This is a genomic window from Amphritea balenae, assembly GCF_003858655.1.
Lineage (GTDB): Bacteria > Pseudomonadota > Gammaproteobacteria > Pseudomonadales > Balneatricaceae > Amphritea > Amphritea balenae.
In genome coordinates this window covers 53512-79956 of record NZ_RQXV01000004.1, presented here as the reverse complement: position 1 = coordinate 79956, position 26445 = coordinate 53512, and the positions used below count along the sequence as shown (strand labels likewise).

Sequence of the window (26445 nt, the reverse complement as noted above, 5' to 3'; positions counted from 1 at the left end):
TTAATCTATGACTGAATTTCTATTGCTATGCGTAGCCTGCGGCGTTGGTTTTGTAATATTTAAAAATATTAAAGCAAATTCAAAGCAAGCAAAGGCCAATCGTGCTGCAGGCGAGGCCTTTCTGTTACAAAACGCGGCCAACCCTGAAGTCACAACCACCAGTTCGGGATTGCAGCACAACGTCCTGTGCGAGGGAAGTGGCTCAGAAAACCCGATCGCATCTGATCGGGTTACTGTGCACTATCATGGCACCCTGATTGACGGCCGCGTATTTGACAGTTCTGTTGAGCGAGATGAACCTATCACCTTTGGTTTAAATCAGGTGATTAAGGGCTGGAGTGAAGGGGTACAACTCATGGTTGTAGGCGAGAAACGTCGCCTGGTTATTCCGGCTGACCTGGCCTATGGTAACGGGTCCGCAGGCATCATTACCCCAGGTTCGGTACTGATCTTCGATATTGAACTGCTGGCCATCAGTGCTTAAAGGTAAGGGTTTAAGGACAGGAGCTTAAAGATAGCAGCTTAAAGATAAAGGCTTAAAGACAGCTGCTTAAAGATCGGCGCTCAAAGAAGGCACAAAAAGGCGTAAGGGAGTTATTTGCAACTCCGCTAACGCACCACCAGCACTGAAACGGTGGAATAAGATGCAACATAGCCGGCATTAGATGCAAAGATATGCTCTATCAGGCCCGGCTTATGAGAAGCCATAACGATCAGATCCGCTCTCAGGTCTTGCGCTGCCTGCATCAGTTTTTCATCAAGATCTACCGCGGGGTCATGGCTGACGATAGTCATTGATGACACTTCTGCCAGACCCTGATTTTCTTTTTGATCCTGCGTGAAATTCCGCAGTAACTCATCATATTCGTCAGGATTATGAGCAACACTACCAGGTAACGCTGCCGTAACTCCTACATAACAAACCGGGATTTGGTATAACTTCGCCATATCAGCCCCGGTGGTGAGGGCCTTATCGAGTTGCTCAACATGGGCCAGGTCAACTGGCACCATAATTCTCTGATACATAAGAACCTCCAGACCAGCCTTTGCAACTGATTACCAGTTGGACATATTTTTCAAGTAAAAATCAATATCGTAGATATGCTTACCCTGACCGAATAAATGTTCACCTATAGCGACTGTAATTTAAATATAGTCGTTCTGACCCTATCAACAGAGATTAAAGCTGATTTCCAACCAGAAATTGTCGGTAACGGATAATTTTTTCCTGCTCTCCCTGGCTACTTTCACGATACTTGTAATACTTCCCCCCTTCATACTGCATGGTTCGGCAGCTTTCTTTTTTTCCCGACATGCTCAGGCAAATTTTATCATCAGCAATCGACCAACGACCGACACGCTTCTCCCAGTAACGATGCTGGATCACATGTCCATCCTCGGCATAATAGGTAAAACTAGTCGAGCCATTGATCAGATTATAAGATTCAACTGTCTTGTTACTGAACAGATGCTGCAGTTCTGCCGAATTTAACAGGCCTGAATCTGGCTTAACCTGACATCCGGCAATACTTGCCAGCATTGCCGCTGCCAACAGGGTAGCTAATCTTTTCATTTCTTTCTCCTTCACTCTGCTGCAGGAAGTTCAGAATCAGCTCTGCCATTCGTCCCTGTTGCATATTATTAATAAAACTATGTGACTGCCCGCCCAGCACCGTCAACTGCACTGGCCGGTATGATTTTTTCAGTTGCAACTTACGTACCGCCTGACTCCAGTTCACCGCCCGCTCAAAGCGGTTACTACCCTGTTGCTGGTCCAGGGTAACCGATATGCGTAAACTGCCGTCCCGAGCAAGATCCTGCTCTCCAACGGTGACTAACATAGGTAGCTGCAGCAACTCATTCAGTCTCACCCGGTTGAGGCCTACTGAATTTGCAATACCACAAGGGTAATCCCGTTTTCGGTCAGGAAAGCTATACCAACCAGCACTACTCAGTACCAGTGCGGCAACTTGTTGCGGATGATGCATGGCATATCGATGGGCAAACTGTGCACCACCCGAGTAGCCAGCCAGATACATTTTCAACCCAGGCTGACTAACGACACCACGCCACAATGCCAGAAAACTATTTAAAGCCAGATCAGCCCGTGGATAACCGGAGGCCCGGGCCAGCTGTTGATAACGGGGATAGGCTTGTGCACTAAACTCAGGCGCAACTAACCAACAACCCAGACGATCTGCCAGGTGACAATACTCTCTGACCTGCTCTTCACTATCCCGGGATATACCATGTACTGCGACGATAATCCGCTGTTTGTTTACTAACGTTACAGGCTGATAAAGCCACACCGGCATTGCCGGTATGGCCGGAAATATCAGACGTCGGAATTGCCCAGCCCCGGGTAACCGTTCACTAATCTTTGGCATAACGCCCCATATCTATTACATTGCTGTTTTTTGCGGTTCGCCGTGATTTTTCACTACGCAATTCCCAGCGCTTATTACAGATCTGAGTCAAACGTTCAGCTTCATTGTTAATAATCATGGCGCCGCCAAAAAAGCCTGACAGATCAACTATCACGTCCTGAATCAGCGGGCTTTGCAAAGCCACATCATCATCCAGCAATATCAACGCTGGTTGACGCAACAATGCTCTGGCCAGCATAACCCGGTATTTCAAACCCGCAGACAAATTAGCACCATCCTCTGCAATGCGGGTGCGGAGCCCTAGCGGCAACTCTTCCTTACTGGTCAACCGGCATAGCTCCATTACAAAGTCGTTGTACTCTTTATCTATCTTCCGGGCGCCATAGAACAGATTTTTTTTCAAACTACCACGCAACAGGGGCAGGTCTGCACTGACAAGCGCGATCTGTTGACTCAGAAAACTATTCCGATAACGGTTGATATTCCGACCGCTCAGTAAAATTTTCCCCTGCTCAAAAGTGGTGAGTCCGGCAATAACCGACAACAAGGTGCTTTTACCACTACCTGGACTTCCCCCCAGCAGCACTCTGCTGTGCGATTCAATAAGATAAGACTGGGAGCTGAATCGACCTATACAGCGCACTCGCTTTAATTCCAGAGAAAAAATCCGATTATTTCTGCGTCGTGAACCATCGGGTTGCCCCCCCCGACTCAAAAACTGATTTAATTTTTTACTGGCGACCTTTTGCAGGGTCCAGTACTCATATAATCGGGTAAGCCGTCTTAGCTGGCCTAACAGATAAATTCCGGCAGTCATCAATACCGCCATAAGTTCGCCACTCAACGCATTCTGCTGTTGCAGGTAGAGTCCGGTACTGATCAGACTCAGCATCACCAGTAACAAAACCGCTTCATTCATCGCCCGCATAATGGCAGATATCCTGGCCCGACGAATCTGGCTTTGAACCAAAAGACCGGACTGACGCGCAAATAAACGAGACTCTTTACCACGCTGATTGAATACCCGGATCAGTTTCAGGTGACGCAGTTTCTCAGTAACATTTCGAATCATAACGCCACGGTGGCGCCGCAGTTTTTCTGACTGTACAAACAACCGCCGGCCCATTAGATAGTTACCTACTACACCCATGAGTAGCGGCACTAATAATGAAACGGCTAACAGGTAATGTAACTGCAGTAGTGCAATCAATGAGACCAGTAGCCATAAACCAAGTACGATCAAAGGCGCCATGCCTTGTACAATCCAGTTCCTTATCGCGGTCATATCACCTGTCAGGCGTAGCAAAGTACCACCTTTACCGGGCAGATCAAGATCCTCTGTCGATAATTGTTGAGCGTGATCAAAAACAGTTTGCCGCAGGCTATATATATAACGTTGCGCCATTATCTCAGCATAAAAGCGTTCTATATAACGCCCTGCTGCCAACAACATAATCGCCAGGAAACCCACTAACCACTGCCCGCTATTGATTAACGCCACATCACCCATGGCAATATCACGTGCCCAATCGATCAACGCGATCAGACATAGCGATTGCAGTATTCCTGTTCCTGCCAATAACAGAAGCTGCTGCCAGCGACGTTCAGCCAGTATGCGCGGCAGCATAATATTCAGCTCCGAATAAACTACCAAGGATATAATCCCGGCATTCATCCTTATGGAAGTCACTCAAACCTAACAGCGGTAAACCAAGGCTTTCTTGCATCTCGTTACAGCTCAATGGCGCCTTGCTAATCACCCCTCCAATACCCAGTACACTGATACCAGCCTGCAAAACTGTCTGGGTAGTCATAGTCGCTGCTATTGCTCCATCTGCTGCAATCAGTGCGGCACTAATTTCATTCACGAAAGCATCAGAACCAAGCAATGCTTTGTTGTCCGGCTGCAGAATTCCGTCGGCAACCTCAACTATTAATATATCGGATCCCGAATCCACAGCATCGGCTTTAAACTGTTGCAACAGACTCACCAACTGGTGCGCCTCTAACCCCACTGTCGAAGGAAAACCAGCATCCAGAAAATCCACTACCCGATCGGCGCCCGAGTCATGCATACGCCAGTAATCCGGACCCGCCCCTGTGCCGGTGAGCTTGGTAGCAGAAATACGGTAACCCAGCTGGCGCAACCCATTGACAGCAGCACAGGCCAGCGTGGTTTTACCGCTATCCATATCGCTTCCCATCACTAGCAATGTTGGCACCTTCTTCTGACTAATCAGATCAACATTTACATCATTAAGTGGAGCAAAACGACTCAGATTAATCACCGCGCCCTGTGAATCGCACAGGACACCCAAGGTTGTAATCTCAGTCGCCGCTTTGATACCTCTGTTACGCTGAATAACTTCGGCCGCTATCCCTCCTGCGGCCACCAAGTGACAAGCCCCCAGCTGCTCTGGCACACGGGCATAAAATTGTCCTGTGGCATACCGGTCTGACGCAGCAACAATTATTTCATCGCCAGGATACAGGTGCTCTCGTCTACCTTGAGTATTTTCCAGTCGGGTATGCTGTCTGATCCGATCGACCCGGGCCAGCATCAAATCACCTTTAACCGGCACTTGTTGATTTAGCTGAGCAGCCGTTGAAAGATCAACATTCCGGGTAATATAGCTACGCTTTGCTTTTCCTATACGACTATTCATAACGGTTACCTGTCAGCTTTCTGCTTATACACTGCACGGGCAATCCTTTTCGCCGTTGCACGTTCAGGAGATAGAATACGAACCACTTCAACCCTGGATTTATCCCCCACAGAATTTGTTTTAACCTGCTTCATCACCAGGTCCAACTCAGGTGAGTAATAAAATCTGATCTCTTCTTTCAGCCGATAAGTGAAGGTTTTCTTAATTGAGAATCGCTTACAACGGTACTTCTCTGTACTGTATTTTTTGTTTCCCAGAGAGAAATGACCATTACCGCTATATGCGCATTGCCACAATCTCTTCTTGCTACCTTTATAAAGATCCTGTCTGGTCAGATTGAACTGGACGTAATCCTCATTATTAAAAGGTATCAATTCCACATTAGTGGTCGCTGATACGAACTGATTGTAACCGCTGGATTGTTCATCGAAACGGCGATACTCCAGGACGGGAAAATAGGGCAGGTAGGAACGTTTATATCGCCGTTTACGCTGATCTTCCCAGAGGGTTGACTGCTCATCCCGCTGTAACAGTTTTTTAACATCCCCATCAGAATAAATCACCACACTCCCGGGTTCGAGTGATGCCCACAGGCTCAGGGGGAAAGCAAGGGGGATCCAGGCACAGGCCTTTATCAGTTTATTACGGTTCATTATTGTTCTCCTTTACCACACAACCGGCACCTGGCTGCGGAATTCTTATCAGTACCTGCAGCCCCCCAAGAGGGCTGCTCTTAAGCTCAAATATTCCACTATAGCTCTGCACGACGCTGCGACAGATTGCCAACCCTAAACCATAGTTACTGTCACTTTGTTCATCAGCCCGAACGCCCCGCTGCTGTAATATTGAAACTTTTGATTCCGGAATTCCCGGCCCATCATCAGCGATACTTATTGCCCAATCCCCCCGGTCAACCGATATGGAAAGTTCAATGCATGACTTTGCAAATCGCCAGGCGTTATCAAGAAGATTTCCTATTAGCTCCAACATATCGTCACGGTCAAACGGGATTGATTGGTCAGGCAGTTCCATATTCAGCTTTACTGCATCGCTACGGCCCTGACTAACCAGTTTCACCAGATACGGTATCTCTTCTTGCGGATTAAATCGTTCGCCTGGGGCTGGTGATCCCGATATTCTTGCCCGCCTTAACTCACTGTCGATACGGCGCTTCAGTTGTACATAAATCTCTTGTAAGTTGTCCCGGTTACTACCTGACTGCTCTTTATCAGCCAACAATTGTAAGTGTTGCAGTGGCAGCTTCAGCTCATGAGCCAGATTCCCCGTAGCCATTCTGGAACGGCTAATCTGTTTACCTGAGTGCTCAACCAACTTCTGTATCGCATTGGCTAACGGCCTTACCTCAAGCGGTATATCTTCAGTAACTTTGACAGCACCACTCATCTGCCCCTGAATTATCTGTTCCTGTAAAGGGTTCAGCGAAGCAAACCCCCAACGAATAATATGACGTTGCAACAGTAATATCAGAACCGTCAACACCCCTAGCAATATCAACAGGTAGTTACCATATTCATTCTGACGGGCATTAAAGATAGAGATATCTTCAGCTAACCAGAGCGTAAAATTCTGATTACCCTTTTTAATCCCCTCCTGCCACACTAACCAGCTTTCATCACCAGCCCCTGCTTGCTCGAAATGCTGAACTTCGCCGGGTTGTAACAGCATCACTTCTGGCTTCAGATCCCATAAACTACGAGAACGAATCTCTTCACTATCCCAACGCACAATATAGTAATGACCAGTGCGCACTCGTTTATAAACCGAAGACACCCGGCTTTCATCGATCGTCCAACGCCCAGCTTCCTGCACTAATGCAGCAATAATGTTATTAGCATCGTCCTGCTGCCTAGCGACCATATACTCCCTCGCTATACCATTCATGGCCGTATGCAGAAAAAACAACACTACAATAAAAGCCGGTACCATCAGAAGAATCAGACCATGCCTAATTCGCCGTTCCAGAGATGGCGTCGCGTTCTTCACAATTCCCTCTCCTGTTCTGCCAGGTAATACCCCTGACCTCGCCGATTTCGAATAAATTGCTTGCCAAAACGCTGCCTCAAGCGGTTTACATATACTTCAATGACATTACTGTCCCGTAAATGCTCCTCTTCATACACCTGTTCACTAATCAGCGTTTTGCTCATCAACTTTCCAGGATTCATTAGCAAGCAACGCAGTAAGCGAAATTCAATCCCAGTCAACGCATGTAGCTCTCCACTTTCAGCAATGGCTATTTGAGTATCAAGATCCAAACTCACACCATTCAATTCTAGCTTTTGACTAACATGACCATAATTACGTCGAATCAATACTTCTAAACGAGCCTGAAGCTCTTCTAAATGAAAAGGTTTACCAAGATAGTCATCCGCGCCAGCTTTAAGACCATCTACACGCTCCTGCCAACTATCCCTTGCCGTAAGAATCAATACCGGGACCGCAACCTGCTCGGCTCGTATCTCTTGCAATACAGCCAATCCGTTTTTTTCAGGTAAACCAAGATCTAGTACAACCGCATCAAAACCACCCTCTCGAATCAAGAAACCACCGCTTATACCGTCATGACAAGCTTCAACAATAAAAGCTGACGCCTGAAGAAAGCTCTTGATACTCTCAACCAACCGGATGTCATCTTCAATCAGTAAAATCCGCATCACGCTTACTCGTTAAATGATTCTTGTAATAACACACCGGTCTTCGCATCAATTTCATACTCACCGACGTATCCATTTTTGAGTAGAACTTCAATTTCATAAATGATCGGCTCACCAGGCTCTTGCTCCAGTTCCAGATCAAGTAGACGGGATGTGTTAAGAAACTCATGCATCTCAAATAACTTATCTAAAGAAATAATAAAGCCACTCGCCACCCACTCTGCAGCCTGATCCGGATCAATCTCATCCTGCGGATCAGCCCATACACTCTGGTTACTCAGTAGAATGAAAAAAATCATTAATACTCGGGATAAGAAACCCATATACGAATTCGCACTTTCTATTATTAAGCCGCAGTTTAGCCTGACAAAATTAAATGAAACTTAAAAAGAAACTATTAATTACCCAAAAAGAGGACGCGACTAGTCAGATAGCCTGAGTCTTCGGAAGTCTGCACCTGATATTACGAATGCTCACTTTGGGCAGGTTACCCAGCGCTTAGCTTTGTTTACTGATCAACCCTGATCAATAATCAATTGCAATCTCATCTGAAATACATCGCACATTATTGATAACGCATCACCTTAAAAATACCGGCCAATGCCTGCATCGTGCCCGACATCGGTAACAGATAAAGCGATCAAAAAGGTTCAGGGAATATGGAGATCAACATGAAGGTTTTTAAGCACCTCAATATCCGTAACAAATTATTAGTCAGCTGTCTGTTAATTGGCCTGATCCCCTTCGCTATTCTTGCCTTTGTCGCCGTGTACAAAGCAAGCCATTCCCTGTCCGAGCAAAGTTACCATCAGTTAGAAGCGGTGCGTGGTATAAAAGCCAGCCAGATTGAAAACTTTCTGGCCATAAGCCGCAGAGACACTGAGGGACTGGCAGCACTGGTCCATACCCTACAGGACAGTGGAACACTCTCCGGGGTTATTGAAAGTAAAGGTGTGGATCATAAGAGCCTGTTTGCAAAGTATCATGACAGCTACGGATATTACGACCTGTTCCTGATTGAACCTAATGGTTTAGTTGCCTACAGCATCATGAAAGAGGCCGATTATAAAACCAATCTGATGACCGGTCCGTATAAAGACTCGAGCTTAGGCGTGCTTTTCCGTCAGATCCTGGATACCGGCCAATATGCGTTAATGGATATTCAACCCTACGCACCAAGTAACGGAGCACCAGCAGGTTTTACCGGCGCTCCGGTATACGATGATGCAGGTCAACTGCAATATATTGTGGCGCTACAGATCTCACTGGCTCCTATTAATGCGATTATGAATTTGCGGGAGGGGATGGGAAATAGCGGAGAATCTTATCTGGTTGGTCCTGACCTGCTGCTTCGCTCAGATACTTTTCTGGATCCGGAAAACCACTCAGTGGTGTCTTCATTTGCAAATCCTGAAATGGGTAGTGTGAATACAGCTGCAGCTAAAGCGGCTCTGGCGGGCGAAACCGCTAGCAAGCTGGTTGCAGATTATAAGGGTGATGCGGTTCTGTCCGCTTATACACAAATAAAGGTCGACGGCATCAACTGGGCATTACTGGTCGATATACATGAATCAGAAGCTTTCAGCGCCGTTACCAGCCTGGAAATATGGATTCTGATAATCGGCCTGCTTGGTTTATTTTGTATTACCTATATCGCCTGGCGTATATCTGACAGCATTACCCTGCCGGTAATTAGTCTTGCCCAAACTATTCGCAAAGTTGAGCAAAACGGTGATTTTTCCGCCCGCCTCGAGGTTTTAAGTAATGACGAAATTGGCTCCGCCAGCAATGCCGTCAACCACCTGTTACAAGCCATGCAGGGTGCCCTTACTGAAACCAAGAAAGTGGTGAAGAAAATGGCCGCAGGCGACTTTTCCGGTCGGGTCAACATGGACCTGCGCGGCGACCTGGCTGATCTGAAACTGGCTATTAATAGTAGTGCTGAACAAACTCAATCCAGCATAGCTACACTGACTTTACTGATGCAGCGCTTATCCAATGGTAGCTTTGATTCCGAGGTTAACGAAAAGCTTTCCGGCGACTATCTGCATATGGTCGAAGCAACTCAAAACGCTATGCGTAATATTGGTAACGCGATCAGAGAGGTCAACAACGCCCTGAGCGCGATGGCCAACGGTGACTTTGAACAGCGAATCGAAACTGAGCTTCCGGGACAGTTAAATAAGCTAAAACAGGATCTCAACCATTCACTTGAATCGATCAAAAATGCTACCAGTGAAGTACTGACAGTTGCAGAGCTTCAATCACAGGGCAATTTGGTAACAACTATTGACGGTAACTATCTGGGACGCTTCGGTGAATTAAAAGCCGCCATCAATCATGGCCAGCAATCGATCTCATCGCTGGTAAATGAGGTACGCATCTCAGCGTCTGATGTAGCCCACTCCACCCAAGAGATATCGACCGGTAATAATGACCTGTCGGAGCGAACTCAGAGTCAGGCCTCAGCGATAGAAGAAACCAGTGTCACTATCGAACAAATCAGTCGAGCAATTCAAATGACCGCAGAGAACGCGGATAAGGCGGATAAGCTGGCAAGTCAGGCGAAACTCATTACCGGACAGGGCACCCAGGTAATGGAAAAGGCGATTGGAGCAATGGGCGAAATTCAGCAATCCAGTAACAAGATCAACGAAATAACCGGGTTAATTGATAGCATCGCGTTTCAAACCAACCTGTTAGCGCTTAATGCAGCGGTCGAGGCCGCGCGTGCTGGAGACCAGGGCAGAGGCTTTGCAGTGGTTGCGAGTGAAGTTCGCGGGTTATCTCAAAAATCAGCCAATGCTGCGCAAGAGATTAAAGCACTGATCAAAGATACCGTAGACCTTATTGACGACGGAACCCAACAGGTTAACTTGTCCTCTGACGCATTTACAAAAGTAGCTGATAGTATTGACGAGGTAACTCAGCTTACACAGCAGATAACCAATGCCAGCCAGGAGCAAGCAACCGGCATAAGCCAGGCTAACCTGGCGGTCACCTCGATCGACAAAATGACTCAACAAAACGCGGCATTAGTTGAAGAGATGTCTGCATCGGCGGAATCAGTTCATGATCAGGCTAAAGGGCTTGATCAGATGATGCAGCGTTTTGTTACTTTTACAGAGGAAGAACAAGCAGGTATGGACAGGCCTGAGATAACACCCGAAGCAGAGGTGCTGAACTAAATATTTACTGCCTGAATTATTACTACCTAAGCCATGACAGCCTGAGCATTTACTGCTCTGCTCACTACTTAACGATCACTTTCCCGCCTATCATCTTATAGGCGGGCACTCCTCTTATAAGAGCCTGCCGAGCGAATTCGGCGCCACAACCAGGGCAGACACAGGGCGTGTCGGTATAATCTTCTACAATCCGTTCGATAAAACACTTTACCAGAGCCCCCTTCCCCCCCTTGCGATAACGGAACAGTTGGGTACGACAGCGAGCGCAGTAAATATCAACTTTTCGCTGCGGGCCTTTAGGATTTGGACGCGCCATATCAGAGGTGAATATAACCGTTATTTGATCCTAACAGCTCCGCCAGGTCATCTGCTTTAAGGGGACGACTAAACAGGTAGCCTTGCACTTCTTCGCAACTATGTTCACGAAGAAAAGCTAGTTGAGATTCTTCCTCAACCCCTTCGGCGGTCACACTTAACCCCAGATTATGAGCAACCGCAATAATCGCCTGGGTCACAGAAGCATCCCCCGGGTCTGTTGTCACATGGGTAATGAAAGAACGGTCGACCTTAAGCCGGTCAATAGGGAAGCGTTTAAGGTAACTTAAACTGGAATAGCCGGTTCCGAAATCATCTATCGCCAGCTGTACACCCAACGCTTTAAGACGATGCAAAGTTTCAACCGAACCTTCTACATCATCCATCATCATATTCTCTGTTATCTCCAGCTCCAGACAATGAACCGGAAGTCCGGTATCCAACAGGACCTGGTTTACCTGTTTTTCAAGGCTCTGTTTGGCAAACTGCCGTACAGACAGGTTAACCGCCATTCGAATTTCCGGCAGGCCTTGTACTTGCCAGCGCACGGCCTGAGCACAAGCCTCACGCATCACCCATTCACCGATAGGGGTAATCAACCCGGTTTCTTCTGCCACCGGGATAAACTCAACCGGAGAGACAAAACCCAGCTCTTCACTATGCCATCGTAATAACGCTTCTACACCGATGATTCGGTTGGTCTGCATATCGATCTGTGGCTGATAGTTAAGCGATAACTCATTTAATTCGATCGCTTTTCGCAGATTACTCTCTAATTCAAGCCGCCGCTTTGCAACGACATTCATCGACTTTACAAACAGTTCATAACCGTTCTTACCTGCATGTTTTACATAGTACATAGCAGCGTCGACATTTTTCATCAGGCTATCTACGTTTTCACCATGGTGTGGAAAAATAGCGATACCGATACTGGGGGTAACTACCACATCATGCCCCGCCAGGTTAATTTGATGTCCGATGGACTCCAGAATCCGACGGGCAACCTGTTCAGCATCTTTAACCTGATTAATTTCAGGTAGAAGCACCGTAAACTCATCACCACCAAAACGGGCCACTAAGGAGCTACTCTGATCGTGCCCCACCATATCGGTATTTCGAACACAGCTATTCAGACGTTTGGCAACTTCCTGCAGTAACAGGTCACCAATACCATGGCCAAAAGTATCGTTAATACGTTTAAAATTATCCAGATCAAGAAACAGTACAGCACCCAGATAGCCCTGCCGTTCAGCATGTTCCATCGCCATCTGGACCCGTTCACGAAACACACTACGATTAGACAAGCCGGTCAGACTATCAAAACGCGCTAGTTTTAAAATCTGGTCCTGCGCTTTTTTAAGTTCTGTAACGTCAAGCATCGTGCCTGAAATAAGCTTCGCAGAGCCATCCTCATCGCAAAAGACTTCCGCCTGATGCTGGACATCTAGCATTAGCCCCTCTGCTACCGAAACCCGGTGTTTAATACCTGAAGCAAAACCTGATTCATTTGAAGCAATCAGTTCTTTAAGCCAATGGTGAATCTGACTTCGCTCACGTAGGGGGATTCTATGTAGAAACGTTTTCAGACCCGCTTTAGCCATTCCCCGCTGAATGCCTAACAGGCTGAATAACTGATCTGACCAGTACAACTCGCCTGTTTTCAGGTTCCATTCCCAGTTCCCCATCCTGGCTATACGTTGGGCATTACCGAGCCGCACTTCACTTTTCTGCAGTTCATGCAGTTGCTCTGTGATATTGCTGGCACGAATCATATAGCGCAAACGATGCCCCAATATCTGCCAGTTAAAAGGCTTGGTCACAAAATCGGTAGCTCCAGCGGCATAAGCTTCCCGTACCGATTCAATATCATCTTGTCCGGTGGCCATCAGGATAGGGACGAGTTTTCCACAAGGCATATTGCGCAGCTGGCGACAAACCTCAAAACCATTAAGCCCCGGCATCTCAACATCCATCAGGACAATATCTGGCTGTTCCTGCTGAAATATCTGCAGCGCGGTTATTCCCTCTTCGGCAACAATAACGTCAAATTGCTCTCTACCCAGAGCCTGTGAAGCCAACAGTCTGGCGGTCAGATCATCATCGACCACCAACACCTTACAGCGTTCTGGGGAACTTACTACTTGACGTTTAGCTGACATAGGCGCTGTCCCGAATTTCAATTAATGCGTTTTCTACCCGACGGTACTCAGTTTCAATCAGGCTAATAAAATCATCTGCCTGGCCAAGATTCTGGTCCCTGCCCATTTGTTCTAACTCTTTACATAACTCGGCCAGTACCTGGGCGCCCAGGTTGTAGCTACTGGATTTGAAACTGTGCGCTGCTATTCTCAGGGCCTCAGCATCAGAAGCGGACTGGGCCGCTTGCAACTGGCTGATATCGATAGGTGATTTTTCCAGATAAGCCGTAATGATCTTCTGTAAAAAAGCTTCTTCAGGATCCATCTCCCTTAATTGCTCGATAACCTCTTGTTGCAAAGGTTCATCCAACTGCATCTCATCCAACAGCCCATCATCTAGCTGAATTGCATCAGGCTGAGGTTCCTCAAATAAAGGCTCATCCTGCTGTAGCTCATTCAGCCCGGTATTTTTGATATCGCCTCTGAGCCATTTTTTTAATAACCCGGCAAGCTGACGCTGATTAAATGGTTTGGCCAGATAGTCATCCATACCAACCGTCAAACAACGTTCACGATCTTCTTTCATCGCATTGGCCGTCAACGCAATAACAGGTAAATGTGGACGATTTTCTTGTTGCTCTATTTGTCGGATACGAGTGGTAGCCTGATAACCATCCATCACCGGCATATGACAATCCATAAGCACCAGGTGGAAAGACTCCTGTTCAAGACACTGCAACGCTTGCTGTCCGTTTTTAGCCAGTGTCACCGATACGCCTAAGCTATGTAATGCCTGCAGCGCAAACTCCTGATTCACCGGATGATCTTCAACCAACAATATCCGGCCCTGTAATTTTTCTGCAACCGGAGCATCACTGTTTTGTGGCAAACCAAGTAATGGAGACTGGTCCGTTTTACGCAGCTTTAACCCAAACCAGAATGTACTGCCCGAGCCCAGCTCACTGATAAAATCGATACTACCGCCCATCATCTCGATCAACTGGCGGGATATTGCCAACCCCAACCCTGTGCCGCCGAAATTACGCGTTGTGGAACCATCGGCCTGAGAAAAAGAATCAAAAATTACACTCTGGTGCTCAGGTGAAATACCCACACCGGTATCAGTGATCCGTAACTGCACTGAGATTTCTTCGTCTGTTTGCTCGAAGATAACGCCCTTGATATCTACCGAACCTTGCCGGGTAAACTTAATGGCATTGCCGATAAGGTTGGTCAGAATCTGACGTAACCTTATCGCATCGGTTAATACCACTGTATCCATCTCAGCAGGCAGGTCACAACTAAGATCAAGCCCTTTTTGTCGCCCTTGTGTCGCCAGTATTTCAAACTGTGTCTGAATGAGATCGCTGAGTTTATAGGGCTGATAATCCAGTTGCAGCTTACCGGCTTCAATCTTAGAAAAATCCAGAATATCATTGATAATATCCAGCAGGCCTTCCCCCGAATATCGGATCATCTGCATAAATCGAAGCTGTTCTTCTGTCAGCTTGGTTTCCATCACCAGCTCGGTCATGCCCAGCACACCGTTCATCGGTGTACGAATCTCATGACTCATTGTGGCAAGGAACTCACTCTTAGCCTTATTGGCCTGAATAGCGGTTTCTTTCTCTTTGCGTACTTCCTGAATAGTGCTGCGAATCGCCATCTCCATAAACAGAAATGAGTCAGCCAACCGACCTACTTCATCCCTATTTTTTACGGCTAACTGCTGAATCGTTTTACTGTCACTATTAGGCTTCATGAAATTCTGATCTGGCAGCGCTTTGGCATAGGAAGCCAGGGTATTCAATGGTTTAGCCATTCGGTACACAAGTATGAAGGCTGCACCAATACTGAACAGAAAGATCAACGCAATAATCATACTCTGACTGGCCACTACATCACGGCCAGGTGCGGCGATCTCTTCTACCGGTACAACCACCACTGAATACCAGTCGAAGGCTTTAAAATAGCTGATATAGATCTGAACTTTTCGCTCACCAGTAAACGGCCCCTGATAAACAATGGCCCGATCTCCCTGTCGATAAGTTGCAATAATCTCATCTAACAATGATGATTGATTCCAGTCCAGATCCCGTGTTGTTATACCGCCCTGCAGACTTTGTAAGGGAGGCTTTATCAGCACCTCTTTTTGGCCGCTAAACAGAAATGCATAGCCGGTTTCAGCGACCTGAAGTTTACTGAAGGTTGTTGTAAGCGCATCGATTATCAGCGCCATTTTTCGCTGACTTTCCTGTTCTACATCTTCAAAATTAACAATTATCGCAAGCGTCCAGGCCCAGTTCTCAATTGAGATAAAGTGGCCCATATACTTTTCACCTTCCGGCTGCCCAGGCTTGTGCCAAAAGAAAATACCAGTATCGCCCGTCTCACTCAGATGATCATAGCGCATCGCTCGTTGTAGCTGACGCCCTTTCAAATCTCTTAAACCAGCGATAGAAGTATTAATAAGCGCAGGATCAGTTGAGCTAATGATATCGCCGCTGGCATTAAACAGAATCAGATCACCATTGTTTATACTAGTGCTCTGCAACCAGTCTACAGCCTGCTGCTGTGCAGCAGCCTGGCTAATCAACTGATCATCAGACAATTGGGAATAACTGTGCAGTACTGACTGACCCAGTCCCGTGAACTGGCGCATATCGGTTTTAATTTTGGACAGTATTTCTACTTTCTCAGAGATCAGTTGATCATAACCGGCCCGGATATTCAGATCGGCCAGCTGCAATACGTTGCGAGCAGATTTTTCTTCTGCCGTTAACATCGCCTGACCCACATCTCGCTGGGTAAAATACATTAAGCTAGCGGCAGAAAAAATTAATACCAGAACAATTAATCCAATAACCTTAAACTTAAAACTGGACAACATAATTAATATCTCAGGGCAGTTCTATTTTCCAATAAAGCTGATCTGCAGCCGCCAGCAGGTCTGCATCCAGATATAGACCAATTTGTTCAGCGGTTGCCAGGTTAAGAATAATACGTCCTGTTTCTTCCATTGTTTTTGTCAGCAGCCCAGGCGACTGACCATTAAAAATTCGCGCCATATTTTCTGACAGATCACGTCCTTCTGAACGAAAATCATCCATACCTGACAAGCTCATAAGATAACCAAGTTTTACCTCGCGTTTACCATATTGAGAGAAGGTAGGTATGCCATGCTCATTTGCAATAGATACCAACTGGGGAATAGTTTCGTTATTGATTCCGCCCTGATTCGTCACATAAATAGCATCCACTTTCGTTGCTAATTTATTGAAGCAATCAATCACTGAGCGATTTGCAACTGACCGGTCGGCAATATCACTTAATGTGTGGCAGCTAACAACGCTGAAGCCGCGCTCGGCTGCCAACTTCTCAATAGTCTCAATTGAGGCATAACTGCGCCCTTCAAAACTATTCTCATAAGCCACGCCTAAGGTTTTAAAACGGATCAGGTCATGAAACAAGCTCACCTGTCGCAGGTAGCGGTCAGGGTTTTCAGTAATATAAATATGGTTATAGTCAGCATCATCACTGACACGCATTAAACCAACACTGCGTGGATCACTTACCGACATAACCATGGTCGGTATCTGATGTTCAGTGGTCACAATGTCCAGTCCGGCCCAGGTTCCCACTGCCAGAATCAGATCAATTTCCCGGGTATCAGACAGACGCTGAATCACCTTTTTCCTGAGTGTCTCACGGTGCTCCCGGTCCCATTCGGCGCTATAGAAATTAGCCTTAGGAAATTCCAGATAATCACTCTGAACATGGTCAGCAAGCCAATACCAAAGTGCCTTAGCTGTAGACAGATTTTCAGGAATTGTGACCGGCTCAACCCAACCCAGCTCGACTAACCCTTCAGTCGTGACTTTCAGGTATTGAAAATAATCAATATATTCTCCGCCCTGGTAGTAGCCCAGTCGCCACTTCGCCCCATTATTCAGACTGGGCGACTGCGACAGGTCTGCAGCACTGACAAAAGCGCTGACCATAAAAATCAGAACGCCAGCCAACCAGCTTTTAAGTCTGGCAATGGGAAATTTTTTCACCCCATCACCACCGGCTTTGAATATCATTGCCCTGGTATCTCCCGGTACACTTCATCAGCAGCGCCCAGCAGCAGCAAGGGTGGATTAAAACCAACAATCTCCGCGGTTTTAAGATTTACAGCCATTCGCGGTGGTTCTTCAAAAAACTGTGTTAACTGGTTTGGCTTAGCACCGTTGAAAACCTTGGCAAAAGTGGAAGCATGAAACTCACCTACATAGCGAAAACCTGCCTGGGATAAGCTCATTAAAAATCCCTGTTTAACTTCCTCGGAACCTGACTGTGAAAAAGTAGGAATGCTATTTTTATTAGCAATACGAACCAGCTCAGGAATACTATTGCTATTCACACCGCCCTGTAATGTGACGTAGATAGCATCTGCCTTACCGGCTAACTCTCTAAAGCATTTTTTAACGCTATCTTCTGCTATACGAAGATCACTAATATCACTTTGTGTATGGCAACCTAGCAGCTCAAAACCTCTGCTCTTACTCAAGCGTTGCAAAACGTCCATCGCCGCATAACTACGACCATTGATCGAGTCTTCAAACGCTACCCCGAGCCGCTTAAAACCGACCACATCATTAAAAATACGTACCTGCCGGTCATAACGATTAGGGTCAACCGATGCATGCAGGTGTTCGAAACCAGAGTCTTCAACGCTTTTAATAATCCCGGATGATATAGGATCGCTTGCCGACAGCACCATGGTAGGCGTGTGCTGACGATCATTTGCCAGATCTTTACCGGCCCAGGTCCCCATCGCTATCATCAGGTCTAAATCTTGTTTATTACTGAGTCGATCAATCACCTGTTCAGCGCGCATTTTACGCTGAGCGTCATCCCATCCTGCTGAATAATGCGCATCAGAAACAAACTCAATATATTCACTACTCACTTCGGTACTCAGCCACCTCCAAAGCTGATCGGTTTGTTCACCTTCCTGTACCGGGATTGTCACCGGCTCGATCCATCCCAGTTTGACCAGCCCTTTCACGGTTTCAATCAGGATTTTTTGATAGTCGGTATACTCACCACCTTCGTAATATCCGACCTTCCATCGCTGTTCCCCGTTTTTAACAGGGTCAACACTGAACACTCCCTGATCAGAGGCACTCGCTAACGGGCCAGATACACAAAGCAACATTGTCAAAAACATTGCCAACATTTTCACTGCTCTCATCAGCGTCTCCTGTTATGTGAATAAACACTATCGATCAATAAAACAAACTAATACTCATTATTTAACAATCAAACTATCCTTTTGCCGCCTCGCTATTTCACGGGCAAGCCTGGTCAGTTGGCTGGCCGACAAAATTTGATCAGGTACGACATCGGGCACAGTCTCAGACAGAGAAGCGATATGCGCTAGACGCACACTCAACTGACCTAACTGTTTTAACTCAGCCATGCTGAGTCCGCCACCTGCGATAATCTCTACCGGGCCTGCCGGAACCAGCCCTGCCTGAGAATCATTAGCCATCACCATCTGCATGCCGGACAAGTAACAGTTCGTTTTAACCCGCTCTACCTTAGCCACGATATCGCTATAGCTGCCATGACTACGAAGCGCACTTACCACCCCTTGCTGCATTACCGGTAAATACTCAGCCTGATAGTAGCCACCTGCACAGACTACCCCCCGCGCTAAAGAAATAGCGGTATAACAACAAAATAATGAAGGTAACAGATGCCCCTGATTCATTGCTTCGGTAATTGATTCAGGGGTTAACGGAACCGGTTCAAATGCAGCCGAGCTATCAACAGCACGTAGCACATCTATTCCACTGTTACTGTCTACACCCAGTGATATGCGTCGACCTTTTGAGTCTACGCCCCAGAACATAAATGTTCCGAAGCCTGACAATGGTTGACCATCTAACGCTTGTGTTAATAAATCGGCCCCAACCCAACAACCTTTAGCGCCATTCAGCAACGTCATTAATTCTGCCCTTACAGTTCGGTTAAACAGTAAGATAGAGATCAGACTCTGTTCATTACCCAGATCCTGCTGCAATAGTCTTGCACCGATCTGCTCCAACTCAAGATAAACTAATTCCGAATCAAACTCAGGAGGCATCATCTCCCGCCATAAGCGGGCATTAAGCATCACCGCCTGATCTGAATAACTTTTCTGAGTCAAAACTTCACGGGCACCGTAATGCTCTGTCAGGATTGAGCACATACTATTCTGTGTTGTAGAAGTGATCCGGCCTTCACCGGCTAACTTATGAACCCTGGCTATAGCCCGGTCCAGCATCCCCTGATCGAACGGAGCAGTACGTGCGACCAGTTGTCGTTTAACCCGATCAGGAAATATGGGAAGTCGTAACGGAACCTGTTCATCATCTGCGCCATAAAGCAAAGCGCCGCGAGGATATGTCAGGTTATTCATTGCAACGCTGCCACAGGCAAATACAGGCACAATTCTGGCTCTTCTTGTTACTCCCTCAAGCCTTAGTTCCCGCTGACTTAATAACAGAGTGCCCTGAACCGATTGCGCAAAGAAATCTACTCCATGATGATTAGCTGTCAGTACCAGGGGTTGCGCCATCAACTCATCCCGTGCGGTCTGGGCAATTTCACGCCCTAACAGGGGCGTAACATAGTCAAGCAATAGATCAGCTACATCAGAAACCGGTTGATAACTACTATGCTCTGAAGGCCCAAGCTGCTGAACATACTCATTGACGGAACAATCTCCCTGCTCAGCTAACACCCTTGCAATAGTGCCTGCCTGCTGCTGGACTTTATCCAGAAGCTGAGCCGAAAGGTCTTCATTAACATTTGTCGAGGGCAACACAGAATTCATTTAATTCGCCTCTTTCTGTGTAAGTTGCTTAATATCAGTACGGGTCATCACAGTGAATATCAGGGCGGCTACTAAATATAAACTGCCAAAAACAACTACCGCACTTTCTATATCTGTCGCTGTAATAATGACCGCAAAGATTATCGGACCCAGCATTTGACCTATCCGACTACTGGAACGGAACACCCCCATGGATTTACCTTCGCCAAACTGATGAGTCACATCCTGTTTAAGCACAAAAGCACTTTGAGAAGAAAGCACCAGGCAGTTCGACAGGCCTAACAATAAGATGGCCAGAGTGATTGCCATCACGCCATCCACCAAACTAAATAATATGAAGGCCGATCCGCCCAGCAATGAGCCCAGGATAATAGGTAAACGCTTTGAGCTGCACCGATCTGCAAAACGCCCTATGGGCGGGCCCAGCAATGCCAGAATTACACCAAACAGCATTAATATCTGACCAATAGCCGCATCTCCGACCCCTGCTCTGTTCAGATAAACCGGGCTGAAATAATTGAGAAAGCCCACCACTGCGATTGCAGCTGGCATACTGCTAAACAGTGTTGCCGCTAATACTTTCTTATTGCAGATAAAGGCTAAAACACCTACGTCTTTCTGATCTGTATTTCCATAGGTTGCTGCTGCCTTTAACTGCGGCTTTTTAAATTCATTTTCAGATTCATCTTTATGCTCTCGCAGAACCCAAAAGCCATAGATAACAACACTAAAGATGATGATCGAACCTAACAAAAAGACCGGCCCATAACCGAACTGCTCAGCCAGAACAGCCCCGGTAGCGGCACCACAGATACTTCCCGAATAGAGCCCGGCAAACAGATGAGCCAGTCCCCGCGCTTTGTTGCCCGAATCGGTATGCCTGATCACATAGCCCTGAGCGGCTAATAGCGTCAATCCATACCCTAACCCCAGTACTCCGCGAGACAAGATAAACTGCACCGCATCTGGCGCCAGCCATGAGTAAAGCGAACCAATACCGGTCAGAACCAGCCCGACATAAAAAGGCTGCTGCCAACCGCAGCGATCCAGCCACACACCACACCAGAGTATGGCAATTCCGACGCACAGAAACTCCACTGATATCGGCAGGCCAATAAGTAGTTCAGGCGAGATCCCGGCAAACGCCTGGGGTAATGCTTCCATATGCAATGGAATAAAAGCCATCGACAGATCGATACCAAACAAAAATATGAAAATTGCGGGGCGCATTTTTTTAAACAGCTCTGCAGATGCGGCTGCCAGCTTGCATCGTCCTTCCTGCAGCACCGCATATTCAAGTGAAAACAGAGCCGCAATCAGCAAGAGCGTCGCGACTTCAAACAGCGATAGCTGAAGATAATCTGACCCGAAGTGCTGTACGAGTAACACAGCAAAAGCACTCAGGCTCGAGATCATCAACACCCTGCCTAATATCTTTCCCGTTAAGGCCGTCCTGTTTTTGATAAGACTGAAAATCAACAGGCTTAACACCGCTGTAGAAACCAGCAACGCACTACCTGCCCAGTTAAATAGCTCAGTAATATCTACCACTAAACCGGCACGCTGACAGGCCGCAGCATATAGCGAAAGCGCCAGTGCAATGACAAACATCAGTTGCAGAACCGCGGGCAGAAGCGTTCTTTTCAGCGGCATTTGTTCAATCATCCAATCACCGATGAACTATCTTTCCCAGCCCCGGACTTAGAAGCAGAAACAGTATCAGCCGAAGTATCTGAAGAAGCCCCAGAAGAAGATACGGCTTCAACCAGAGGGTTATTATCGGGCAATAAACGATAATGACCATCGAATAACATCACTGGCTGACTGGCCAGCCGCCAGCCGGCATCGCTACTCTGAATACGAATACGCGCCTGATCATCATGCCAACGACAACGGTGCGGCAGTATATCTATCTCATCCAGATTCAGGTTATTGAGATGGCTGTACACATAAGCAACAGCCAACGCCCCGGTACCACAAGCCAGGGTTTCCCGGTTTATACCCCGCTCAAAACAGCGGTTTTCAATCACATCAGGTTGCTGGCTTCGGGCAAGGTTTACATTAATTCCTGCCGGAAACAGAGCTTTAAAGCGGCTATTCATATAGTGCCCTATATGATCGACCAACCAGGTACCAAAACTCTCACGACGATCTTTTATGGACCATTGCTCTGAGCTGCCAAAAATATAATCTGCCAGTTCAGGAATAGAGAAATCACTATCGGGAAAAATCACCAGATGAGGTTCACCGGTAAAGACCAGATAAGCGTTCATATACAGCTCAGTTTCTTCACTGAACGCTCGAAGGTCTCCCGCTCTGAACTTGATTTTAAGTTCGGTGTAACGATCAATTGAATGACTAAGAGGGTCGGTATTTGAAGGAAGAGCCAACTCGACGGGCGTTCTGCGCGGATGCCCCAGATTAACCCAGCCACCCAGCGTATTTTCACCGGCACCGATCTCTATCGTTTTCGGTTGCGCTAAGGGAATCTCAGTCATAATAGATGCGGAGGAAATATTATGAGCATTCAGGAGATGACCGGCCACACAAATAAGACCATTACCGCAACAAAGCGCTTCTTCGCCATCAGGCTCAAACATTCTGAATAGAAAATCTGCGCTATCCTCACCTGGAGGCCAGCGCCAATAAGGCCGCTCCTTTGCAATATTCTGTAAAACTTCTTTGGTGCAGCGCTGAATAACTAACAGGTTATCGCAACCAACGCCAAAACTGGTGTTAGTTGCCTGAAAAGCAAAACGTGACTTTTCAGCTTCATTCAGAAAAGAGTGTTCAGTCTCATCAACAATAACAAAGTTGTTACCACATGAGGTGTATTTCACAAACGGAATTATCTTCATTACTGGCATCCGATAGCTATTGTCGGTCAGACCGACCTTTGTTTTATCAGTACTGCAGCCAACACATCAGAAAGATCAACCAACAGTCTGACTGACTGGGAAGACAATGCATCAACCAAAAACAAACGTACGTTTTAAATTATCACACAAAGCTAAGCAATCTATCACCACCCGACAGCAATGATCAAACAAGAGATACCCAAAATGGGTCAGAGTTAATTAAAACAGAAGCGAGACATACAGAATGAGACTTTCATCAAAAAGCCTCAGCTTTTAACACAGTTACGACCGTTTTCCTTAGCCTGATACAACTTTTCATCCGCCCGGTGAAGTGCTTCTTCAAAACCGGTATCCGCACTCCAGACAACCACACCTGCACTGAACTTTACCGAGAGTAAAATACCGTCATCCAGCCCGATCATCGTTTCAGCGCAAGATATGCGTAGTTTATCTATCAGTTTAACCGCACTTTCAGGACTGGTATCAGGTAGCAGGATAACGAATTCTTCTCCTCCTATCCGGCCCACTATATCGGTCTTTCGCAGTTTCTCCTGCAACATATCAGCAAACTGTTTCAAAACCAGATCGCCTGCTGCATGGCCGTAACGATCATTAATCTGTTTGAAGTAATCCAGATCGAGAATAGCCAGGGAAATACCATATTCAGACCGGCTCGCTCTGTGTCTTTCGTTAATTGCTTCCTCAATAAGCGCCCGACGGTTCAATAAGCCAGTTAACTCATCTACACGGGCAAGACGCTGAAGCTCGTTCTCACTTAGCTGCAACGCCCGTGTCATTCGGTTAAAAGCCCGAGCCAACTGACCTACTTCATCATTACTGGAGATGTCCGCCTGAACCATCAGATCCCCGGCCTCCACCTTAGCGACTGAGCGTTTAAGCTTCACGATTGGCCTGACAATATTTCTGGCTAAAAAGAACACCAGCACAAACAAAAACAACAAGCTTAATAACAGCCATACAGATACTTTCAGCAACAAACGCTTACTAGTCTCATGCCACTCTTCATCGGCGATAAACACTAATAAGGACATCGTTGAAAAACGATCTATATACTCTTGATACTCTGCAGCAGAAACACCTTGTTCAGTGGCGTCAGCGCCTTCCATCAACTGATTCAACACTTTGGCATCCGCTATCGGCTGGATAGCCAGAAACCCACCAAACTTACGCTGATATCCCGCGCTCGCCGACATCTTTACTATTCCATGCAAACTACGATCAGTCAGGTAGCGGGTTTCCGTTTCATACTTTTGCGACTCCCTGTTCATCAACGCAATATCAACCTGATGGATACCCCGGTCATATAAACTCTGGCGTAGCTCATACAAGATATCTTCTATCTGGGTGCGGTCCAGAAACGCGGTGATATAGCCAGCAAGCTCACCTTCACAGGACACCAGAGGGCGGGTAAACAGAAAGGTATCTCGACGATATGGTAGCCCCATTACCTCAGCATGGAGTCCACCATTAAAGTAGATAACTGCAGGAGGCTGTTTCAAAAGATTGGTTATATTGAAGATCTGAGACTGAATATTATTGTACTTTGAAGAATTAATTTCCCCACGACGCTCCAGACTCAGCGCCTCTAGAAAAAGTTTACTCTTTTCTTTACGTAGCAGAGGAGCTTTCTCCTGCCATATATTAAAACCTGAGTTGAGGCGCTCTAACTGGGCTGCGGTAAACAACCAGCTATTCGCCAAAGAGCGAGGTAACATAAAGCGGTTACTGGGAGTTCCTGCCACCTGACCTAACTGAACTTTACCATCAATGCCAGAAACGATTAAGGCAGAGAATCCCCTGCTTTGCTGTAACGCATTCCGGGCTTTTAGCTGATAGAGCTCTTTGCTTGGTGAGCTTTCGCAAACAGCAAACTTTCCAGAGATAAGCGTAAACTCACTGGCTCGTAAACGTAGAAAATCATTCAATCGCTGCGCACCCGAGGCAGATACTAAAACGCCAACATTCCCGGTATGTTCTGCCCCGGCATCCAACTGAGCCTGATAATAACTCCAGGTAAACCCCATCACCGGCAGCGCTATAGGAAACATCCACAGCAGAATTTTGGTCAGCAGATTCATCAGGGCGATCCCTGCAGGCGTTGATCAGAGGGACTCACCACCCCCAGTTCTTGAATCACCTTTAAGCTTCCTTGCCGAAACTCTCCCAGATACATCGGTAAGTCAAAATGATGATCCTCACGTAGCATAACTTCCTGTTCAGGATCGGGCTCCAGTTGCAGACTGGCATCAATCACTTTCTCTCGATCCAGAACACCTGCTTTTTCAATAGCATCCCTGAGTAAATAGGTTAATTGATAGCTGGCTTTACTCGCATACGTAGGCACACTTTTATCACCAAACCGGGCCCGATAGTTTCTAACATACTGCTCCGTATCTGGACTCTTATGGCTATTGAAAAAATGTAAAGCCGTCATCACCCCCTCCAAAGCCTGCGGGGTAACAGATTGAAGATAATTTTCATCGGCAGCATATGCCATCACCCTGATATTACGATCAAAGGGATAGCGGGAAAATTGCTCTAGAAAACGAAACCCGTCCGGGCCCGCTAACAGAAGCATCAGATTGTCTGCACCTGATCGATTTATCCGTTCCAGTACTTCCAGATAGCTTGATATACCGAAAGGGGTGAACTCCCGTCCAACCACGACCCCTTCACCTTTATTGACCTCTGAAATGATGGATTTAGCTATAGATTGGGGCCAGATGTAGTCATAGCCAAAAATATAGAAATTATCACCGGAAATCTGTTGCAGGTATGGTACAACGGGCTTTACATAATGATCCGGAATAGCGCTCAGACAATACAAGTATCTTGAGTATTCTCCGCCCTCATAATCGATGCCATAAAACATCGGTATCTGGTGCTTTTCTGCAACCTCGAGTAATGCATTGCGCGCATTACTACTCACCGGGCCAAAGAGTGCAAATACATTATCTATCTGTATCAATTCCCGCCCCAGGCGAACGGTCTCAGATGGGCTGGTGTTATTATCCCTAACGATCAATTCCAGAGGCCGGCCATTCAGCACACCTCCTGCTTCATTAATTTCGGATACAGCAAGGCGAATACCATTCAGCCCCTGCTCACCATAAATTTTAAAATCTCCGGTTAGGGGTAGTACCACACCAATTTTTATAGACGACTGAGTCTGATCGCATCCTGTCAACAAGCAAAACAAAACAGAGAACAACAGAGCTTTCATGTGACGCCTCCACCAAAGACCAAAGCTGCGCAATAGCTTTAAGACACTCTAAAAACAACATTGCTTCGATCTCAGCAAACAAAAATAGCCCGCAAAAAAACCTGTA

General features: G+C 46.7%; 20 protein-coding genes. 2 read left to right on the top strand and 18 right to left on the bottom strand.

Annotated features, from left to right (window positions below):
- Positions 1-7: 7 nt before the first annotated feature.
- A complete protein-coding gene (locus EHS89_RS08765; protein WP_124925775.1) occupies positions 8-484 on the top strand; it encodes a BamJ family beta-barrel-assembly machinery protein in 477 nt (158 codons plus the stop codon).
- Positions 485-609: 125 nt separating this feature from the next.
- Here EHS89_RS08765 and EHS89_RS08760 read toward each other — a convergent pair whose 3' ends face one another.
- The 9 genes from EHS89_RS08760 to EHS89_RS08720 form a co-directional block, all read right to left on the bottom strand.
- On the bottom strand, positions 610-1026 hold the full coding sequence (locus EHS89_RS08760; RefSeq protein ID WP_124925774.1) for a universal stress protein: 417 nt from the start codon (positions 1024-1026) through the stop codon (positions 610-612).
- A 154-nt stretch (positions 1027-1180) separates the two neighbouring features.
- On the bottom strand, positions 1181-1573 hold the full coding sequence (locus EHS89_RS08755; RefSeq protein WP_124925773.1) for a hypothetical protein: 393 nt from the start codon (positions 1571-1573) through the stop codon (positions 1181-1183).
- Positions 1509-2387 carry an alpha/beta hydrolase gene (locus EHS89_RS08750; RefSeq protein WP_124925772.1) on the bottom strand — a complete coding sequence of 293 codons (879 nt, stop codon included), beginning with the start codon at positions 2385-2387 and terminating at the stop codon, positions 1509-1511. The genes EHS89_RS08755 and EHS89_RS08750 overlap by 65 nt, the downstream gene beginning before the upstream one ends.
- A complete protein-coding gene (locus tag EHS89_RS08745; protein ID WP_170167458.1) occupies positions 2374-4014 on the bottom strand; it encodes an ATP-binding cassette domain-containing protein in 1641 nt (546 codons plus the stop codon). The genes EHS89_RS08750 and EHS89_RS08745 overlap by 14 nt, the downstream gene beginning before the upstream one ends.
- Complete coding sequence (locus EHS89_RS08740; RefSeq protein WP_124925770.1) at positions 3992-5053, bottom strand: P-loop NTPase family protein; 1062 nt, start codon at positions 5051-5053, stop codon at positions 3992-3994. Before EHS89_RS08740 ends, EHS89_RS08745 begins: the two co-directional genes overlap by 23 nt.
- A gap of 5 nt (positions 5054-5058) precedes the next feature.
- Positions 5059-5706 carry a hypothetical protein gene (locus EHS89_RS08735; RefSeq protein ID WP_124925769.1) on the bottom strand — a complete coding sequence of 216 codons (648 nt, stop codon included), beginning with the start codon at positions 5704-5706 and terminating at the stop codon, positions 5059-5061.
- Positions 5696-7057: a sensor histidine kinase gene (locus EHS89_RS08730; RefSeq protein WP_124925768.1), complete on the bottom strand. Its 1362-nt coding sequence runs from the start codon at positions 7055-7057 to the stop codon at positions 5696-5698. The genes EHS89_RS08735 and EHS89_RS08730 overlap by 11 nt, the downstream gene beginning before the upstream one ends.
- Positions 7054-7728 (bottom strand): response regulator transcription factor, encoded by a 675-nt coding sequence (locus EHS89_RS08725; RefSeq protein WP_124925767.1) that lies wholly within the window; start codon positions 7726-7728, stop codon positions 7054-7056. Before EHS89_RS08725 ends, EHS89_RS08730 begins: the two co-directional genes overlap by 4 nt.
- Positions 7729-7733: 5 nt before the next feature.
- Positions 7734-8027, bottom strand: coding sequence for a PepSY domain-containing protein (locus tag EHS89_RS08720; RefSeq protein ID WP_124925766.1), 294 nt, complete (start codon positions 8025-8027; stop codon positions 7734-7736).
- A 372-nt stretch (positions 8028-8399) separates the two neighbouring features.
- Between EHS89_RS08720 and EHS89_RS08715 the strand changes: the two genes are divergently transcribed.
- Entirely contained in the window at positions 8400-10916 is a 2517-nt protein-coding gene (locus EHS89_RS08715; protein WP_170167457.1) for a methyl-accepting chemotaxis protein, read from the top strand.
- Between the two features lie 317 nt (positions 10917-11233).
- Here the strand turns inward: EHS89_RS08715 and EHS89_RS08705 are convergent, their stop codons facing one another.
- From EHS89_RS08705 to EHS89_RS08665, 9 genes are all read right to left on the bottom strand, one after another.
- Positions 11234-13390, bottom strand: coding sequence for a two-component system response regulator (locus EHS89_RS08705; RefSeq protein ID WP_124925763.1), 2157 nt, complete (start codon positions 13388-13390; stop codon positions 11234-11236).
- The gene (locus tag EHS89_RS08700; protein ID WP_229753739.1) at positions 13380-16187 is read right to left on the bottom strand and encodes a cache domain-containing protein; all 2808 of its coding nucleotides are present in this window, start codon (positions 16185-16187) and stop codon (positions 13380-13382) included. Before EHS89_RS08700 ends, EHS89_RS08705 begins: the two co-directional genes overlap by 11 nt.
- An 82-nt stretch (positions 16188-16269) precedes the next feature.
- Positions 16270-17454, bottom strand: coding sequence for an ABC transporter substrate-binding protein (locus tag EHS89_RS08695; RefSeq protein ID WP_124925761.1), 1185 nt, complete (start codon positions 17452-17454; stop codon positions 16270-16272).
- Positions 17451-18608, bottom strand: a complete 1158-nt coding sequence (locus tag EHS89_RS08690) for an ABC transporter substrate-binding protein (RefSeq protein ID WP_244937382.1) — start codon at positions 18606-18608, stop codon at positions 17451-17453. The genes EHS89_RS08695 and EHS89_RS08690 overlap by 4 nt, the downstream gene beginning before the upstream one ends.
- A gap of 57 nt (positions 18609-18665) precedes the next feature.
- Entirely contained in the window at positions 18666-20237 is a 1572-nt protein-coding gene (locus EHS89_RS08685; RefSeq protein ID WP_124925760.1) for a hypothetical protein, read from the bottom strand.
- Positions 20238-21902: an MFS transporter gene (locus EHS89_RS08680; protein ID WP_229753737.1), complete on the bottom strand. Its 1665-nt coding sequence runs from the start codon at positions 21900-21902 to the stop codon at positions 20238-20240.
- Positions 21899-23095 (bottom strand): diaminopimelate epimerase, encoded by a 1197-nt coding sequence (locus tag EHS89_RS08675; protein ID WP_124925759.1) that lies wholly within the window; start codon positions 23093-23095, stop codon positions 21899-21901. The genes EHS89_RS08680 and EHS89_RS08675 overlap by 4 nt, the downstream gene beginning before the upstream one ends.
- A gap of 266 nt (positions 23096-23361) precedes the next feature.
- Entirely contained in the window at positions 23362-25194 is a 1833-nt protein-coding gene (locus tag EHS89_RS08670; RefSeq protein WP_124925758.1) for a GGDEF domain-containing protein, read from the bottom strand.
- Positions 25194-26339, bottom strand: coding sequence for a substrate-binding protein (locus EHS89_RS08665; RefSeq protein WP_124925757.1), 1146 nt, complete (start codon positions 26337-26339; stop codon positions 25194-25196). Before EHS89_RS08665 ends, EHS89_RS08670 begins: the two co-directional genes overlap by 1 nt.
- Positions 26340-26445: the final 106 nt, after the last annotated feature.